Raw genomic sequence first — 16,887 nt, 5'->3', positions numbered from 1 at the left:
AGATGAAAATCGCGACGTTCAACATCAACAATATCAATCGCCGCCTGCCCAATCTGCTGCGCTGGCTACACGCCGCGAAGCCCGACATCGTCTGCCTGCAAGAATTGAAATCGACCGACGCCGATTTTCCGGCCGGCGCGATCGATAGAGCCGGCTACGGCGCGGTCTGGCGCGGCCAAAAGACCTGGAACGGCGTCGCCATCCTGGCACGCAAAGCCGAGCCGGTGCTGATCCGCAGCGCGCTGCCCGGCGACCGCGAAGATCACGAGGCGCGCTACATCGAAGCCGCCGTCAGCGGCATCCTGATCGCCTGCCTCTATCTGCCGAACGGCAATCCGCAGCCCGGGCCGAAATTCGACGCCAAGCTGAAATGGTTCAAGCGGCTGCAACGGCATTCGCAGCAATTTCTCAAGCAGGAGATCCCAGCCGTGCTGGCCGGCGACTACAACGTCGCGCCGACGGCAGCCGACATCTATCCGACGCGATCCTGGGACAAGGATGCGCTGATCCAGCCGGAAAGCCGTGCCGCGTTCAAATCGCTGCTGGCGCGGGGCTGGACCGATGCGATCCGCACCGTCCATCCGGCAAAGCCGATGTTCACGTTCTGGGACTACAAGCGAAACCGCTGGCCGCGCGATGCCGGGTTGCGGCTGGATCATCTCTTGCTGAGCCCGGCCCTTGCTCCGCGCCTGATCAAGGCGGGTGTCGACCGCAAACTGCGCGGCGAAGAAGGCGCCAGCGACCATGCGCCGGCGTGGATCGTGCTGAAATAGCCCGCGGCGTGATCAATACGCCGCGCGCAAAGTGCTCGCTCTTCACCATCACCACAGGTTTTTGCCGTCGATCACGGTCACCGGCACGGCGTCGAGATCGAAATCATCGAACAGCCGCGAATTGACGCCGACCTTGGGATTGTCGAAGTCCGGCTTGCCGGTCGACCAATCCGGCGATTCCGAATAGGTGCCGCAGCCGCAATTTGCGCAATAATGATGTTTGACGGTGCGGCTGCCCCATCGATAGGTCGCAATGTTTTCCAGCGATGACGTCAGGCGGAATTGCGCGGGTTTATAGTAGGCCCACAGCGCACCGCGCTTCGAGCACAGCGAACAAGTGCAGCGCGTCACTTCGGCCGGCGGCTCGCTGACCTCGAACTGCGTGTTGCCGCAATGGCAGCTTCCTTTGATGGGCACGATCGGCTCCTTTCCGAATGACAACGACGTCGGAAGCTGTAACGTCGGCCTGCTGCCAGCGTGATGTCAGCAGCCAACGCCCCGCTGTTGCCGGCCTGACGCCGCCAGGCGGCGACCATGCGCCGGCATCGTTAGCCAAGCAGAGGTCCTGTCCATGAAGCCGAATTTCGCTGCGATGATCCTCGGTGGCACCGGGCAAGTCGGTGGTGCAGCGGTCGCCGAGTTGTTGGCCATTCCGGAATGCCGCGAAGTGGTGATGGTCACCCGAAAGCCGATTGCGGCGCGATCGCGGGTGCGCAACGTCGTGCTTGATACCGGCGCGGCCGACTTCGCCGAACGCACCGCCGCGCTTGCCCGCGAAACTCTCAACCAGGGTGCCGTCAGCGCCGTGAGCTGTGTCGGTGTCGGTTCTGGATCGTCGCGCTGGAGCGAAGAACAATTGCAACGGCTTGAAGTCGGCGTCGTCGGAGCCTTTGCGCGTGGCTGCCATGACGCTGGCATCGCCCAGTTTTGCCTGCTTTCCGCCGTCGGAAGCACCGCCCGCAGCCGGTTTCGCTATGTCCGAATCATGGGCATGAAGGAAGACACCGTGCGCAACATCGGTTTCACCCGCCTTGCGATCTTTCGGCCCGGCATCATTGTCGGCAACGCGCATACCCCGGTCTGGCTCGGTTGGTTGGGAAGCCTGGTGCCTGGATCGTTCGGCAATATCGATCAGCGAATTCTCGGCCGCTCCATCGCGGCGGAGATCGCGTTGCACAGTCGAGAGGCGGGTGAAGTTAGCCGCGAAAATGCAGCCATGAAAAAGCTCGCGGCGCAGCTATAGCGTTTTCGAGCCAACGGGTCGCGCGAATGCGCGCCCGATGACAGGCTCCGTGGGCACCGGTTCGCATCAAGAAAAGGCTCTTGCGTGACTCGCGGCTAGCCGGGCGCGTCGCACTGCCGCAGGATGCGGACCGCCGTCGATTCGCTGGAGACCAAGCCCGCGTGAATTTCCTGTTCGTCCTCACCGTGGGGCTCGTCGCCGGCACCATCAGCGGCATCGTCGGCACCGGCTCCTCGATCATGCTGATGCCGGTGCTGGTCTATCAATACGGGCCGAAACAGGCCGTCCCGATCATGGCGATCGCGGCGGTGATGGCCAATCTGTCGCGTATCCTGGCCTGGTGGCGCGAGGTCGATTGGCGCGCCTGCGCCGCCTATTCTGTTCCCGGCATTCCGGCCGCCGCACTCGGCGCCCGCACCATGCTAGCGCTGCCGTCGCACGCGATCGATATCGCCATCGGCCTGTTCCTGATCGCGATGGTGCCGGCGCGGCACTGGCTGGCGCGGCATCAGCTAAAATTCTCGCTCTGGCACCTTGCCGTCGGCGGCGCCGTGATCGGCTACCTCACCGGCATCGTGGTCTCGACCGGGCCGTTGAGCGTGCCGCTATTTCTGTTCTACGGCCTCTCCAAGGGCGCGTTCCTCGCCACCGAAGCGGCAAGTTCGCTCGGCCTCTACGTCAGCAAATCGGTGACGTTCCAGCAGTTCGGCGCGCTGACGGGCGATGTCGCGATCAAAGGCCTGATCGCGGGCTCCTCGCTGATGGCCGGCGCCTTCATCGCCAAGCCGTTTCTGGTGAAGCTCAATGCCGATGTGTTTCGGCTGGTGATGGATGGGATCATGATCTTGGCGGGGCTAACGATGTTGTGGAATGCGGTGCATTCGCCGTAGACGTTGAACGAGCCAATAGTTGTTTCGGGCAAAGCTGGCGTCACCCTTCAATTCTTTTGTTTTTGAAGGCATTGGACGATGAAAGAGGCCGCCAGCTGAGGCAGCCTTAGAGGTGATTTAAGATGCTAGATGAAATCAAAAAGATCATGGCCGCTGCCATGCACAGCGCTTTTGTCGATTATCCTGATCGTGACAGCGGCACCCGATGGGATCAGATTTATAAAAGCAACGAAGAGTGCGACCTGCTAACAAATGCTGTTCTAATTGCTCTTAAAAAGCACGGCTACGAGATCACCAAAACCAAGTAAGCGTGCTCCCGAGCGGGTTAAAAGAGGCCGCGTCCAGGGGCAATTAGCCCCTCATAAGTTTCGCATGTCGATAGGCGCACTCTCCGCATCGACCGGTCAGAAAGTATCCATCCCGCTCTGCGAATATCGGCGTTTCCCCGCATCGGGAGCAGAAAAATCCCTCTCGCCGCGCAACATATGACCATCGCATTTCGCGATTTTCTTCCTCGGCGACAGCTGCATGCTTCAATTGACCCATTTTTACGGAACTCCAAAGTTAAGCGGGCAAACCTAACTCGCATGGCCTGCAAATGGTTCCGAGCAAAACGGACCACCCTTAAAATCAAAAGGGACCACTCCGTGAGCGGCGGATGGAAAGGGGCCAGTTACCAAACGAGGAAATAAGAACAAAACAGAAACAAATGGTAAAACATTTCGGATTATCGTGCTATGAAGCTCGCCGAATCCGCAAACAGCGACCGCACCTTCCCATGGCCAAGAACACCCTCTCCTTTGTCTGCCAGAACTGCGGCGCGGCGTATAATCGCTGGCAGGGCAAGTGCGAATCCTGCGGCGAGTGGAACACGCTGGCCGAGGAGGACACCACCGGCGCCACCACGATGCCGGTCTCGATCCGCTCCAAGCGCAAGGGGCGGCAGTTCGCGCTGGAATCGCTGACCGGCAAGAGCCAGGACGCCCCTCGCCTGTCCTCCGGAATGGCTGAGCTCGATCGGGTCACCGGCGGCGGTTTTGTCCGCGGCTCGGTACTTTTGGTCGGCGGCGATCCCGGCATCGGCAAATCGACCTTGTTGACGCAGGCGACCTCCCTGATGGCGCGCGCCGGCCACCGCGTGGTCTACATATCAGGCGAAGAAGCCGTGGCGCAGGTGCGGCTGCGCGCCGAGCGTCTTGGACTTGCGGATGCGCCGGTGCAGCTCGCCGCCGAAACCTCGGTCGAGGACATCGTCTCGACTTTGTCCGAAGGCGCGGTGCCGCGGCTGATCGTGATCGATTCGATCCAGACCATGTGGACCGATACGGTTGAATCCGCGCCCGGCACGGTGACGCAGGTCCGCGCCTCGGCGCAGGCGCTGATACGTTTCGCCAAGAAATCCGGCGCTGCGATCATCCTGGTCGGCCACGTGACGAAAGACGGCCAGATCGCAGGTCCCCGCGTGGTCGAGCACATGGTCGATGCGGTGCTGTCATTCGAGGGCGAAGGCTCGCAGCATTTTCGCATCCTGCGCGCGATGAAGAACCGGTTCGGCCCGACCGACGAAATCGGCGTGTTCGAGATGACGGGGCTTGGCCTGCGCGAGGTCTCCAATCCGTCCGAACTGTTCCTGTCGGAGCGCGACCTCGGCAGCCCCGGCACGGCGGTGTTCGCGGGTATCGAGGGCACCCGGCCGGTGTTGGTGGAATTGCAGGCGCTGGTGGCGCCGACCACGCTGGGCACGCCGCGCCGGGCGGTGGTGGGCTGGGACCCCAGCCGGCTCTCGATGGTGCTGGCGGTGCTGGAGGCCCATTGCGGCGTCAAGCTCTCCGGCTACGACGTCTATCTGAACGTGGCCGGCGGCCTGCGGATCCAGGAGCCCGCGGCGGATCTGGCCGCCGCCGCGGCGTTGGTGTCGTCGCTGGTCAACGCGCCGTTGCCGACCGATGCGGTGTATTTCGGCGAGATTTCGCTGTCCGGCGCGGTCCGCCCGGTGGCGCAGACCTCGGCCCGGCTGAAGGAAGCAGCCAAGCTCGGATTTGGCCGCGCGGTGCTGCCCGAATCGGCGCGCGGCGACGTCGGCGGCGATTCCGGCCTCGCCCTTACCACCGTGGGCGGATTGACCAGCCTGGTAGCGGATATCGCCGCAAGGGGCAGCCCCAGAGCAAATCGGGGAAATCAGGACGAAAATCGCGAAAATACCCCGGAGAAAAATGCCACACCCGCCAGATTCCGGCGTGATGGGCGCTAGTCGGACGTGACCTGTCCGGGCCTCGCCGCTATACAACCCGCGCAAGGCGTGGAACGGCCGATTTCCAGCCTTGCGGTACGTGCCATATGCCCGTCACTTAGGGCGGCACCGACAAGCCGATTCGCGGTTTTGAATTCACGAGCGGACCTGACCAGCCGATGCCCATAACAATACTCGATCTCGTCCTGCTCGGAGTGATGCTGATCTCCGGCCTGCTCGCGATGGTGCGCGGCTTCATGCGGGAGATCCTGTCGATCGCCGCCTGGGGCACTGCCGCCCTGGTCACGCTGTACGCCTTCGGCAAGCTGCTGCCGACCGCCAAGACCTATTTCAACAACGACACGGTGGCGAGCGTGGTCGTGGTCGCCGGCGTCTTCATCGGCACGCTGATCGTGGTCTCCATCATCACGGTGCGGATCTCCGACATGATCCTGGATTCCCGGATCGGCGCGCTCGACCGCACCCTCGGATTCCTGTTCGGACTGGCGCGCGGCCTGTTGATCGTGGTGGTCGCCTTCATGTTCTTCAGCTGGCTGGTCCCGGACAAGCAGCGGCCGGATTGGGTGACCGGGGCCAAATCCCGGGTGGTGCTGCAAGGAACCGGGGATTGGCTGATGGCGCTCTTGCCGGATGACCCCGAAAACACCATCTTAAAGAGATTCAAGAAGAATAAGCCCGACGACGAACAAACTGACACCGACCCGGCAGCGCCGGCGAGCGGTGATGGCTATAGCAAGCCTGCCCGCGACAGCCTGAAAAAGCTGATCGAGAAACCGGCAGGCCAAAAGTAGGCCAATAGAGAGGCGCGATGGACGAGATACAGAGCCCTTCCGACGACGCCGAACAACTGGCCCAAAACCCCGGGCCATATCCTGGGCAGGATTTTGGGATCGAATTGCAGGACGATCTCGAAGGCGACACGCTACGCGAGGAATGCGGCGTGTTCGGTATCTTCGGCCACCCGGAAGCCGCCGCCATTACCGCGCTCGGGTTGCACGCCCTGCAGCATCGCGGCCAGGAAGCCGCCGGCATCGTCTCGTTCGATGGATCGAGATTCCACAGTGAACGCCGGCTCGGTCTGGTCGGCGATACGTTTTCCCGCCGCGAAGTGATCGAGCGCCTGCCCGGCAGCGCCGCGGTCGGCCATGTCCGTTATTCCACCACCGGCGCCACCATCCTGCGCAACGTGCAGCCGCTGTTCGCCGAGCTCAATGCCGGCGGATTCGCGGTCGGCCACAACGGCAACCTGACCAATGGCCTGACCCTGCGCCGCGAACTGGTGCGCAACGGCGCCATGATGCAATCCACCACCGATACCGAAGTGATCCTGCATCTGGTTGCGCAGTCCAAGCGCAGCCGCTTCATCGATCGCTTCATCGAGGCGCTGCGCGCGATCGAGGGCGCCTATTCGCTGGTGTCGATGACCAACAAGAAGCTGGTCGGCGCCCGCGATCCGCTCGGCATCCGGCCGCTGGTTCTGGGCGAACTCGACGGCTGCCCGATCCTGGCGTCGGAAACCTGCGCGCTCGACATGATCGGCGCCAAATATGTCCGCGACATTGCCCCCGGCGAAATCATCGTGTTCGACGAGCATGGCGCCCACAGCCACAATCCCTTCCCGCCGAAGCCGGCGCGGCCCTGCATCTTCGAATACATCTACTTCGCACGGCCGGATTCGATCGTCGGCGGCCGCTCGGTCTACGAAGTCCGCAAGGCCTTCGGCGCGCAGCTCGCGCGTGAAAGCCATCCCGAAGTCGACGTGGTGGTGCCGGTGCCGGATTCCGGCGTGCCTGCCGCGATCGGCTACAGCCAGTATTCCGGTGTGCCGTTCGAGCTCGGCATCATCCGCAACCACTATGTCGGACGCACCTTCATCCAGCCGACCCAGAGCGTGCGCGAACTCGGCGTGCGCATGAAGCATTCGGCCAACCGTGCCGCGATCGAAGGCAAGCGCATCATCCTGATCGACGATTCCCTGGTGCGCGGCACCACCTCGAAAAAGATCGTGCGCATGATGCGCGATGCCGGCGCCCGTGAGGTCCACTTCCGTCTCGCCTCGCCACCGATCCTGTACCCCGATTATTACGGCATCGACCTGCCCGATCGCGACGGGCTGTTGGCCGCAACCCACTCGATCGAGGAGATGCGCGAGATCATCGGCGCCGACTCGCTAGCGTTCCTGTCGATCGACGGCATGTACCGCGCGATGGGCGAGCCCGGCCGCGATCCCGCCAATCCGAAATTCTCGGATCATTGTTTTACGGGCGCCTATCCGACCCATCTCACCGACCAGACCCAGGTCGAACCCCAGCCCCGGCAATTGTCGCTGCTGGCGGAGGCAAGCTAGCAGCTTTGTCATTGCCGGGCTTGACCCGGCAATCCATCTGACATTTAGAGCTTCTTTCGATGGATACGCGGGTCAAGCCCGCGTATGACGTTTCGTGTTCTGAGCCGGAATCCCAAGATGCCCCAATCCCTCGCCTCCCGCATCGCTCTCGTCACCGGCGCCTCGCGCGGCATCGGCTATGCCACGGCGATCGCGCTCGCAAAGGCCGGCGCGCATGTCGTTGCCGTGGCGCGGACGCAAGGCGGCCTCGAAGAACTCGACGACGAGATCCGCAAAGTCGGCGGCAGCGCCACGCTGGTGCCGCTCAATCTCACCGATTTCGAGGGCATCGCCCGCTTGGGCGCGGCGCTGCACGAACGTCATGGCAAGCTCGACATTTTCGTCGGCAATGCCGGCGTCGCCGGCCCCTCCTCGCCGCTTGGCCATATCGAAGTGAAGCCGTGGACCGACGTGATGGCGATCAACGTCACCGCGAATTTTCAATTGATCCGCTGCATGGAGCCGCTGCTCAAACAATCCGACGCCGGTCGCGCGGTGTTCGTCACGTCCGCGGCCTCCAACAAGGCGCAGGCCTATCTCGGTCCCTACTCGGCCTCGAAGGCGGCCCTCGAAGCGCTGGCGCGGGTGTGGGCGCATGAGACCGCAACGACATCCCTTCGCGTCAATTTGTTCAGCCCCGGCCCGATCCGCACCCGGATGCGCGCGGCGGTATTTCCCGGCGAAGATCCGATGACGCTCGACACCCCGGAACAGGCTGCCGAATTCATCGTTCCGATGTGCGCGCCGTCCTGGACCGAGACCGGCAAATTCTACGATTACAAGACCCGCACATTGCTGAGTTTCCGCGCGCCGGCGTGACCATTTCTCGTCATTGTTGCTTGGTCGATGGCGGCGGCGGTCTCGCCAATGTCTCCTATCGGCAACAGGACGGCTCAATCGTCCGGGGGTAGCGCCGAGTCCAAGGCCAGTGACGGCCAGTCCAAGCCGATTTTCGCTAACCCATTACAACGACAGCCCTGATTGCAACGAGGGTTGTTCCGATGAAATTCATTGTCGCGGTTCTAGCTGGATTGTTTGGCGCCAATTCGGCCTTGGCAGCCGATCTTCCCGCACCGGTCTATACCAAGGCGCCGGTCTATGTGGATCCGGGCTACAACTGGACCGGGTTCTACCTCGGCGGCAATCTCGGCTATAGCTGGGGCCGGTCGAGCGACACCTCCTCGTTTACCAATGGCGCCGGCACATCGCTCTCCACGAGCATCGGCAGTTCGAACCTGGACGGCATCGTGGGCGGCGGCCAGGCCGGCTACAACTGGCAAATGCAGAGCTGGGTGTGGGGCCTTGAGGGCGACATCCAGGGCACCGGCGAGCGCGGCAGCCGCGATATCAACTGCGCGACCGGGGTCTGCACGCCCTCGACGGTCACGACCACGACAAGGACGGCGCCTGGTTTCTTCGCGGCCGCGCCGCCGACCATCACCACGACAACGATCACGCCCGGTCTGGCGATCCCGGCCACCCTCACCCAGAAGATCGACTGGTTCGGAACGGTTCGCGCCCGGGGCGGCGTGCTCGTCACCCCGCAGATCCTGTTCTACGCCACCGGCGGCTTGGCCTATGGCCAGGTCAACTCCAGTGAGACCATCAGCGGTTCTGCGTTTTCTTCATCGGAGACCCGCGTCGGTTACACGGTCGGTGGCGGCATCGAAGGCGCGATCGGCGGCAACTGGACCGCGAAGCTCGAATATCTTTTTGTCGACCTCGGCCGAACCTCCGGGTCGTTCGCAACGACGATCCCTGCCTCCGGCGGCGGCACGCTTGCCAGCAATTACAGCTCGCACGTCACCGACAACGTGCTACGGTTCGGCGTAAACTACAACTTTAGATAACCGCCGCACGAACCGAGGACGGAACGCAACTTTTTTCCGCTCTCGCGAACTATCTATTGTGTCTTCGAAATATCTGCTCGGCATGAACCGGGTCCCGCCATGACGCGACCAAAGGCCGCTGGAGGTGACAAGGAATTGAGCCGCACGCATGACGGACGACGAAATGAAGACGCTCCGGGTCTCTACCGAGGCATTCCACAATGATGACGACCTCGATGCGTTTCGCGAGATTTTCGGCCGCGAAATCCTAGGCATCGAAATCGATCCACTCGACGGCCACCCGCTCGCGATCGATTTGACGCTGCGGTCGCTGCCCGGCTTTGCGATGGCAAGCGGAACGTTGTCGCCGATGCGCAATCGGCACACGCCCGCGCTGCTCGACAATGACGACGTCGTCCTCGTCGTGATGCAGAGCGGCGTTGGCGAGGTCAGCCAATATGGCCGCGTTGCCATGGTCAAGGAAGGTGAAGCCGTGCTGACGGCCAATGGCGCCGAAGCGACCTTCACCGGACTGACCTCGACGCGCGTGATCAACTTGCGGCTTAGCCGAAACCTGCTGGCGCCGCATGTTGCCGACATCGATGCCTTGATCGCGCGGCCGATTCCAAAAGACAACCGTGTCCTGAAGCTCATGGTGGGCTACGCCACGATGCTCAATGACCAGGAGGAACTGGCGACCGAGGAACTGCGCCGCATGGTAGCAACCCACATGCATAGCCTGGCGGCACTGCTGCTCGGCGGCGACGGCGGCCTAGGCCTGCACGAACGCGGCTTGCGCGCGGCCCGCTTCAGGTCGATCAAGGACCATATCCGCGAACGGCTCGGACATCACGACCTGACGCTGGCCGAGGTCGCGCGAAGCCAGCAGATCTCGGAGAGCTATATCCGTCAGTTGCTCGCGGAAAACGGCACGACGTTCACCGACCTGGTGCTCGCCGGAAGATTGACGCGCGCGCATCACATGCTCGTCGATCTCCGTTTCGGCGACCGCAGCATCAGCGCGGTGGCCTATGAGGCCGGCTTCGGCGACCTCTCTTATTTCAACCGTACGTTCCGCCGCCGTTATGGCGCGACGCCGTCGGATGTCCGGAACGGCGCGATTCATCAGAAAACAGTTCTCTGAAACAAGATCAGCTTCGCATCGTCGCGATCGTGCGTGCCGCCAGGAGCAACGCCAGCGACAGCAATGCCGCCGCCAGCAGGAACGGCGCTCCCGGCAAATGCAGCGGCGCCTGCGCGCCAATGAAATAGGCAAATGTCAGCGTGAAGAGAAACGGCCCCAGCAGTTGCGATACGCTCTGCACGCTGGAGGTAGCTCCCTGCAATTGGCCCTGCTGGTCCGCAGCGACCAGGCGCGTCGTCAGCGCCTGCGTCGCCGCTCCCGCAACGCCCCACAGCGCCATCACCGGAATGCCGATCCAGAACGATGGCCCACTCGGGGCCAACCCGAAAATCAGGAAGCCGAGGGCACCGGAGCCAAGCCCGATCAACAGCGCCCGTCGCTCGCCGACACATTTGACGATCGGGCCGATGCCCGCCCCCTGCACCGCCATCGCGCAGACGCCGACGATCGCCAGGGTCAGGCCGACGGTCCTGGTGTCCCAGCCATATCGGTAGGTCGCGTACAGCACGAAGGTCGAGGGCAGCACCACATGGGCGAGCTGGGCAATGAAATTCACCAGCGATAGCCGCGCCAGCGTTGGATTCGAGCGTAACAGATTCAGCGCCCCCAGCGGATTTGCGCTTTTCCATCGGAACGGCGAGCGGCGATCCGGCGGCAGCGACTCCGGCAGGATCAGCAGGCCGTAAAGCGCGTTGGCAAAGCTCAAGGCCGCGGCGACCCAGAACGGCAGCCGCGGATCGAAGCCCCCGAGCAGGCCGCCGACCGCCGGCCCGATAATGAATCCGGCGCCGAACGCCGCGCCGACCTTGCCGAACACCGCCGCGCGACGCTCCTGCGGCGTGATATCGGCGATGTAGGCGAAAGCCGTCGAAACGCTCGCCGACGTGATACCGGAGATCACCCTGCCGACGAACAGCCAGGTCAGCGACGGCGCCAGCGCCATCAGCACGTAGTCGAGCGCCAGTCCGAAATTCGATAACAGCACCACCGGCCGCCGGCCGAAGCGATCCGACAGTCCGCCGAGGATCGGCGAGAAGAAGAACTGCATCAGCGCCCATGCGGTGCCGAACAGACCAAAGATCCGCGCCGCGCTAGCGGTGTCGTTACTGACAAAACTTTCGACCAGCTTGGGCAGGATCGGCATGATCAGGCCGAGCGCGAACATGTCCAACAGGATGGTGACGAAGATGAACGCTACTGCGCCACCGCGTGCGGCGGCGGCTCCGGACCCGATGTGAGGTTCGGCCGCTTCGCTCACGATGGCCGTCTGCGCTTGTGGGCGAACGGATTGGCTTTTTCGCGCAGCATGATCCGCACCGGCGTGCCCGGCAGCTCGAAAAACTCGCGCATGGAGTTGACGAGATAACGCAGATAGGACTGCGGCACCGCATCGGCGCGCGAGCAGAACAGGATAAAGCTCGGCGGCCGCGCCTTGGCCTGGGTGACATAATTCAGTTTTAGACGCCGGCCGGACACCGCCGGCGGCGGATTGTTGTCGACCGCCTGCTCGAACCAGCGATTAAGCGAGGCTGTCGGCACCCGTCGGTTCCAGACCGCGTAGGCCTGTTCGATCGCGCTCATCAGCTGGTCGATGCCCTCGCCCATCAAGCCGGACACCGCAACCACCGGCGCGCCCTTGATCTGCGGCAGCAGATGGTCGACATCGGTGCGCAAGCCAGCAATCAGGCTGGACTGGCGTCCCATCAGATCCCATTTGTTGGCCGCGATCACGATGGCGCGGCCCTCGCGCTCGATCAGGTCGGCGATCCGCAGATCCTGCTCCTCGAACTTTTGCTGCGAGTCCATCATCAGCACCACGACCTCGGCGAAGCGCACCGCGCGCAACGCGTCCGCCACCGACAGTTTTTCCAGTTTCTCCTCGATCCGCGAGCGCCGCCTTATCCCGGCGGTATCGAACACCCGGAATTCGCGGCCCTGCCAGGTGATTTCCACCGAAATGGAATCCCGGGTGGTGCCGGCCTCGGCGCTGGTCAATAGCCGCTCCTCGCCGAGCAGATGATTGATCAGCGTCGACTTACCGGCATTGGGCCGGCCGACAATGGCGACGCGGATCGGCCGTTTTGCAATCTCCTCGTCGGTTTCGATGATGTCGTCATCGTCGAACTCTTCGGAATCCTCCACTGGTTCCGGCATCAGCGGGCGCAGCGCGTCGTACAGATCGCTCAACCCCTCGCCATGCTCGGCGGAGATCTGGATCGGATCGCCGAGACCCAGCGCATAGGATTCCATCGCGCCGACTTCGCCATGCTTGCCTTCGGATTTGTTGGCGACCAGCACCACCGGCTTGTTGGCACGGCGCGCAAAGTCGGCGAACGCCCGATCGTTCGGCGTCAGGCCGGCACGCGCGTCGATCACGAACATCAAGGCATCGGCAAGCGCGATCGCCGTCTCGGTCTGCTCCTGCATCCGCGCGGTCAGCGAGCCCTTGGCGCCCTCGTCGAGGCCGGCGGTGTCGATGATGGTGAATTCGAGATCACCAAGCCGCGCCGCGCCCTCGCGGCGGTCGCGCGTGACGCCGGGCTCGTTGTCGACCAGCGCGAGCTTTTGCCCGACCAGACGATTGAACAGCGTCGATTTGCCGACATTGGGCCGGCCGATAATGGCAATCATGAAAGACATCAAGAATTCCTGCGCGCTCAAGCGCGTATGCCGTAAAATTGTGCCGCGGTTGGCCCCGCCATCAAGTTGGCGCCGACGGCCCCAATCCATCCGCGGTCGAATATGCGCTGACTATGGCATCGCCGCGGGGGTCAACGCGATTAAAAAATTGAACGAAGAGCATGCAACCAAGCTGAGCATGCCCATCGTTCATCTTATAGTTTGAGCATGATCTCCGGGCAAACGCTTCGCATTTGTCCCGAGGGAAAACCGGCTTCCACTTTTCCGGATCATGCTCTAGCGCGAGAAAGTATTGCTCGGCATCGGCGCCGGGAACGGCGCGGCGGATTGCTGTTGCGCGGTGGCGGCCGCCGGCTGCGCTGCCGATGGCGCCGGCTGCGCCTGCTGATCCGGCGGCGGCGCGGTGGTGCGCTTGCGGACGATCTTCTTGGGCTTCGGCGCGGGCGGCGCCGCGGCGGTGTCGCCCGCTGCTTCACCCGACGCATTGGCATCAGGCGCCGCGTTCGGATCGGCTGCATTGGGATCGGCCGTGCTGGCGGCGGCCGGCGGCTTGTTCTTTTTGCCCTTCTTAGCGGCCTGCTTGAGCGCTTCCGGGGGCGGCGCGGCAGCGGCGGCGGCCTGCGCGTTCTGCTGATCTTGCGCAGATCCTCCCCTGTACAAATCCCTTGGCACGCCCTGCTCGAGGCCGGGAACGCCTTCGGGGAAAACCGGCTTGCGATTGCCTTCGAGCTTTTTCTTGGTGTCGAGCCAATCCAGCATATCGGAGGGATCCCAACTGCTGATGCCACCACCGCCGCAGCCGGCCAGCGCGCTGGAAAGCGCGATCAGAACAGTGGCGGCGATCAGACGTTGCGACAGGCGCATGGTCGATTTCTCACTCAACTTTTTTTCAACCGTCAGCTTTTTGCAACCGGCGGCAGCAACGCTTGCAGGGCTTCGGCGCGCGAGCGAAGCCCCGGCGGCGTCTCGCCATCATTGGCAATCATATCCAGCCATTTTCGTGCTGACGTCGCATCGTTGGCGCGCCAGGCCGACAACGCCAGCAACTCGCGCGCGGTGTGGCGAAAAGTAGCGCCCGGCGCCGTCAAGGGTTCAAGGCGGGTCAGCAGGTCAGGATAGGTCGACGTTTCAACCAGCAACTGAGCGGCACGAACCTTGGCGAGTTCCTGTTCCAGGACGCCTATGCCGCGATCGGCCGCGATGTCGTCATAAAGCTTCACCGCTGCTTTCGGATCAAGGCTCGCGGCTTCGCCGGCTGCCCGCAGTCGCGCCAGCATCCGGTAGCCGGACGGCGCGGTCGCCGCGAGGCTGTTGAAGGCGGCTTCCGCCTCGGCATGCTTGCTCGCTTCCGAGAGTTGCACGGCCTTGTCGAAGGCCACGCTGGCCTCCGCGGCCTTTTTCGTCTCGAAGTACTGGTAGGCACGCCAACCGGCCACGCCGGCGACCACCAGAAACGCGGCCGCAACGATCAAAATCGAATATTTATCCCACAGCTTTTTGAGCTGGTCGCGACGGACGTCCTCGTCGACTTCATTAAATAATTCAGACACTTAAGGCTATCCAATCCCCGATAGATCACGCCGGATTACGCGATCCGGCATGTTCTTTATCCCCCATGTGGCGGCGGCGATACCCTAGCGATATGGCGGCGGCAAGGCAAAGCCGCCGGCTTTGTGACTCCAATGTTTTCTTCGTTAATTCAAAGCGATGCGAGGGCCGAGCCGCCGGCGGACGACCGCGTCGAGCCGGTTGCTTCTGACGGCCAAGTCTGACGACCATGTCTGGCGGCCTCGCCCGGATGGTCCACTCTGGCAGCCCCCGTCTCGCAGCCTCGCCCAGGGAGCCTGACGGGTGTCAGACCCCGCCGGGCTGGACGTAGCAAAAGACGTAGCCGGCACGGCTCAAAAAGACGATGCCATGTCCGGTCGGATTCGATTTGTCCCATTTGAGTTTGTTGTCAGGGATTTCGATTTCGGTTCCGACATCGATATGCGGCCGCCGTCGTGGCTCATCCGGCCTGTCGTCGGTGATGGTCGCGTAGGTCTTGCCGCCTTTGACATGAACTTCGTCTGCCCAATAAGCGTCCGCCTCGCCGCAACATGAGGCGGACGGAACATCAGGCTGCATCAACGCTTGATACCACTCGCGGATGGCGGGATCGGTATTTTCCCATTGTCCGAGATCGCGAGCGTTCACCACACCCATCACGGAACTCAACACTAGGCCAAGGACGATGCGTTTCATTTCGCACTCCTGAGTTTTCCCAGCGCATTCTGCAAAGCAATGTTCGTGCCGCGAATCAGCTAAGATCATCAGATCGTGCGATTGAGGCGTCAACGCGTTGATGGCGTTCCGCGGGAAGCGTGCTGACGCGCGATGGCTACGGCGCGCGCGCCATAACCTCGCGTAATTGGGCGTCGCGTAATTGCCGCTTCAGCACCTTGCCATTGGCGTTGCGCGGCAGCGGTTGCATGGTCAGCGCGATCGTTTCGGGCACCTTGTAGTCCGACAATCGCTCGGCACACCAGGCACGCAGCGCCTCGATGCTGGCGTCGTTGTTGCGCGTCACGATCACGGCGTGGACGCGCTCGCCCAACACCGGGCACGGCTTTGCGATGATCGCGCTCTCGACCACATCGGCGTGACCGGCGAGCACCGACTCGACTTCGGCGGAATAGATCTTCAGCCCGCCCCGGTTGATCATGTCTTTCTGACGATCGAACACGCGAATAAAATTCTGCGCATCGATCGAACCGAGATCGCCCGAATGCCAGAAGCCGCCGGTAAAACTTTCCGCCGTCGCCGCCGGATTATTCCAGTAGCCCTTGATGACCGAACCGCTGCGAATCCAGATTTCGCCGATCTCGCCGCGCGGCAGTTCGCGCCCCGCGGCATCGAGCACGATGATCTCGGCGCCGGGACACGGCAGCCCGACGCTGTCGATATGGGCTGCGGTCAATTCGCCGGGCATGATGGTGGAAGGCGATGTGGTCTCGGTCGAGCCGTAGCAATTCATCAGCTTCAAGCCCGGGATCTTGGCACCCAGCCTTTCGATCGTCGCCACCGGCATCGGCGCGCCGCCATAGCCGCCGATGCGCCAGCTCGACAGATCGCAGCTGTCGAAATCCGGCTGCAACAGGCAGAGATTGTACATCGCGGGCACCATGACCGTGTAGGTGACACGCTCGCGCATCGCGATCTGCAGATAGGCCGCCGCCTTGAACTCGGACATGATGATCAGGGTGCCGGCGCAACGAACCATGGTCATTACATTGGCAACGACGCCCGTGACATGCGCGAGCGGCACCGCGGCGATGGAGCGATCCGCCGTAGTCAGTTGCAGGCAGGAAACGAAGATCGTCGACGAATGGATGACGTTGCAATGCGCCAGCATCGCGCCTTTCGGCCGTCCGGTGGTGCCGGACGTATAGAGGATCATCGCCGTGTCTTCCTCGGCGACCTCGGCCGGCGGCGGCGGCGCGGCGTTGTCGCAGAGGTTAGAGAATTGCGACAGGCGCGCGTCATCGTCGACGGCGATCCGATGCTGCAAGTCCGGCACGGCGCGAGCCTCGGGTACGCGGTCGGCTAACGCAGCTTCATGGATCAAGAGCCTAGCGCCGCAATCGGTCAGCACATAGGCAATCTCGGGCTTTTGCTGGCGGGTGCCGAGCAGAACCGTAATCAGGCCGGCATGGCTTGCTGCGAACATCGTCAGCACAAACTCGATACGG

Annotated in this window: 17 protein-coding genes; 10 read left to right on the top strand and 7 right to left on the bottom strand. The window is 62.9% G+C overall.

Translation table 11 applies throughout. The features are described 5' to 3' along the window. Positions 1-2: 2 nt before the first annotated feature. Entirely contained in the window at positions 3-773 is a 771-nt protein-coding gene (locus GSQ88_RS18860) for an exodeoxyribonuclease III (RefSeq protein WP_159009231.1), read from the top strand. A 48-nt stretch (positions 774-821) separates the two neighbouring features. Here GSQ88_RS18860 and GSQ88_RS18855 read toward each other — a convergent pair whose 3' ends face one another. Next, positions 822-1,190, bottom strand: a complete 369-nt coding sequence (locus GSQ88_RS18855) for a GFA family protein (RefSeq protein WP_159009230.1) — start codon at positions 1,188-1,190, stop codon at positions 822-824. A 292-nt stretch (positions 1,191-1,482) separates the two neighbouring features. On the opposite strand from GSQ88_RS18855, the gene GSQ88_RS18850 reads away from it, so the two are divergent. From GSQ88_RS18850 to GSQ88_RS35750, 9 genes are all read left to right on the top strand, one after another. Then, positions 1,483-2,016 carry a Rossmann-fold NAD(P)-binding domain-containing protein gene (locus GSQ88_RS18850; RefSeq protein WP_246784868.1) on the top strand — a complete coding sequence of 178 codons (534 nt, stop codon included), beginning with the start codon at positions 1,483-1,485 and terminating at the stop codon, positions 2,014-2,016. Between the two features lie 161 nt (positions 2,017-2,177). Then, positions 2,178-2,906, top strand: a complete 729-nt coding sequence (locus GSQ88_RS18845) for a sulfite exporter TauE/SafE family protein (protein WP_159009228.1) — start codon at positions 2,178-2,180, stop codon at positions 2,904-2,906. Positions 2,907-3,028: 122 nt separating this feature from the next. Beyond that, positions 3,029-3,214, top strand: coding sequence for a hypothetical protein (locus GSQ88_RS18840; protein ID WP_159009227.1), 186 nt, complete (start codon positions 3,029-3,031; stop codon positions 3,212-3,214). Between the two features lie 470 nt (positions 3,215-3,684). Then, a complete protein-coding gene (gene radA, locus GSQ88_RS18835) occupies positions 3,685-5,157 on the top strand; it encodes a DNA repair protein RadA (protein ID WP_159009226.1) in 1,473 nt (490 codons plus the stop codon). A gap of 158 nt (positions 5,158-5,315) precedes the next feature. Further along, positions 5,316-5,948 carry a CvpA family protein gene (locus GSQ88_RS18830; protein ID WP_159009225.1) on the top strand — a complete coding sequence of 211 codons (633 nt, stop codon included), beginning with the start codon at positions 5,316-5,318 and terminating at the stop codon, positions 5,946-5,948. 17 nt (positions 5,949-5,965) lie between these two features. Next, positions 5,966-7,504 (top strand): amidophosphoribosyltransferase, encoded by a 1,539-nt coding sequence (gene purF / locus GSQ88_RS18825; RefSeq protein WP_159009224.1) that lies wholly within the window; start codon positions 5,966-5,968, stop codon positions 7,502-7,504. Positions 7,505-7,621: 117 nt separating this feature from the next. Further along, positions 7,622-8,362: an SDR family NAD(P)-dependent oxidoreductase gene (locus GSQ88_RS18820; RefSeq protein ID WP_159009223.1), complete on the top strand. Its 741-nt coding sequence runs from the start codon at positions 7,622-7,624 to the stop codon at positions 8,360-8,362. A 182-nt stretch (positions 8,363-8,544) separates the two neighbouring features. Beyond that, positions 8,545-9,393, top strand: coding sequence for an outer membrane protein (locus GSQ88_RS18815; RefSeq protein ID WP_159009222.1), 849 nt, complete (start codon positions 8,545-8,547; stop codon positions 9,391-9,393). 148 nt (positions 9,394-9,541) lie between these two features. After that, the gene (locus tag GSQ88_RS35750) at positions 9,542-10,516 is read left to right on the top strand and encodes an AraC family transcriptional regulator (RefSeq protein ID WP_159009221.1); all 975 of its coding nucleotides are present in this window, start codon (positions 9,542-9,544) and stop codon (positions 10,514-10,516) included. A gap of 7 nt (positions 10,517-10,523) precedes the next feature. On the opposite strand, the gene GSQ88_RS18805 is transcribed toward GSQ88_RS35750, so the two are convergent. The 6 genes from GSQ88_RS18805 to GSQ88_RS18780 all read right to left on the bottom strand — a co-directional run. After that, complete coding sequence (locus tag GSQ88_RS18805) at positions 10,524-11,774, bottom strand: TCR/Tet family MFS transporter (RefSeq protein WP_246784867.1); 1,251 nt, start codon at positions 11,772-11,774, stop codon at positions 10,524-10,526. Next, positions 11,771-13,156, bottom strand: coding sequence for a ribosome biogenesis GTPase Der (der, locus tag GSQ88_RS18800; RefSeq protein WP_159009220.1), 1,386 nt, complete (start codon positions 13,154-13,156; stop codon positions 11,771-11,773). The genes GSQ88_RS18805 and der overlap by 4 nt, the downstream gene beginning before the upstream one ends. A 276-nt stretch (positions 13,157-13,432) precedes the next feature. Then, the gene (locus tag GSQ88_RS18795; protein ID WP_159009496.1) at positions 13,433-14,020 is read right to left on the bottom strand and encodes a hypothetical protein; all 588 of its coding nucleotides are present in this window, start codon (positions 14,018-14,020) and stop codon (positions 13,433-13,435) included. Positions 14,021-14,052: 32 nt separating this feature from the next. Continuing rightward, complete coding sequence (locus tag GSQ88_RS18790; protein WP_159009219.1) at positions 14,053-14,706, bottom strand: tetratricopeptide repeat protein; 654 nt, start codon at positions 14,704-14,706, stop codon at positions 14,053-14,055. 304 nt (positions 14,707-15,010) lie between these two features. Then, the gene (locus tag GSQ88_RS18785) at positions 15,011-15,469 is read right to left on the bottom strand and encodes a hypothetical protein (protein WP_246784866.1); all 459 of its coding nucleotides are present in this window, start codon (positions 15,467-15,469) and stop codon (positions 15,011-15,013) included. Positions 15,470-15,536: 67 nt separating this feature from the next. Next, on the bottom strand, positions 15,537-16,887 hold a 1,351-nt coding region (locus GSQ88_RS18780; protein WP_246784865.1), incomplete at its 5' end, for a class I adenylate-forming enzyme family protein.

It is taken from the genome of Bradyrhizobium sp. S69 (assembly GCF_009766005.1).
Classification (GTDB): domain Bacteria; phylum Pseudomonadota; class Alphaproteobacteria; order Rhizobiales; family Xanthobacteraceae; genus Bradyrhizobium.
The sequence above is the reverse complement of the archived record's forward strand: the minus strand, read 5'-3'. Positions and strand labels throughout refer to the sequence as shown.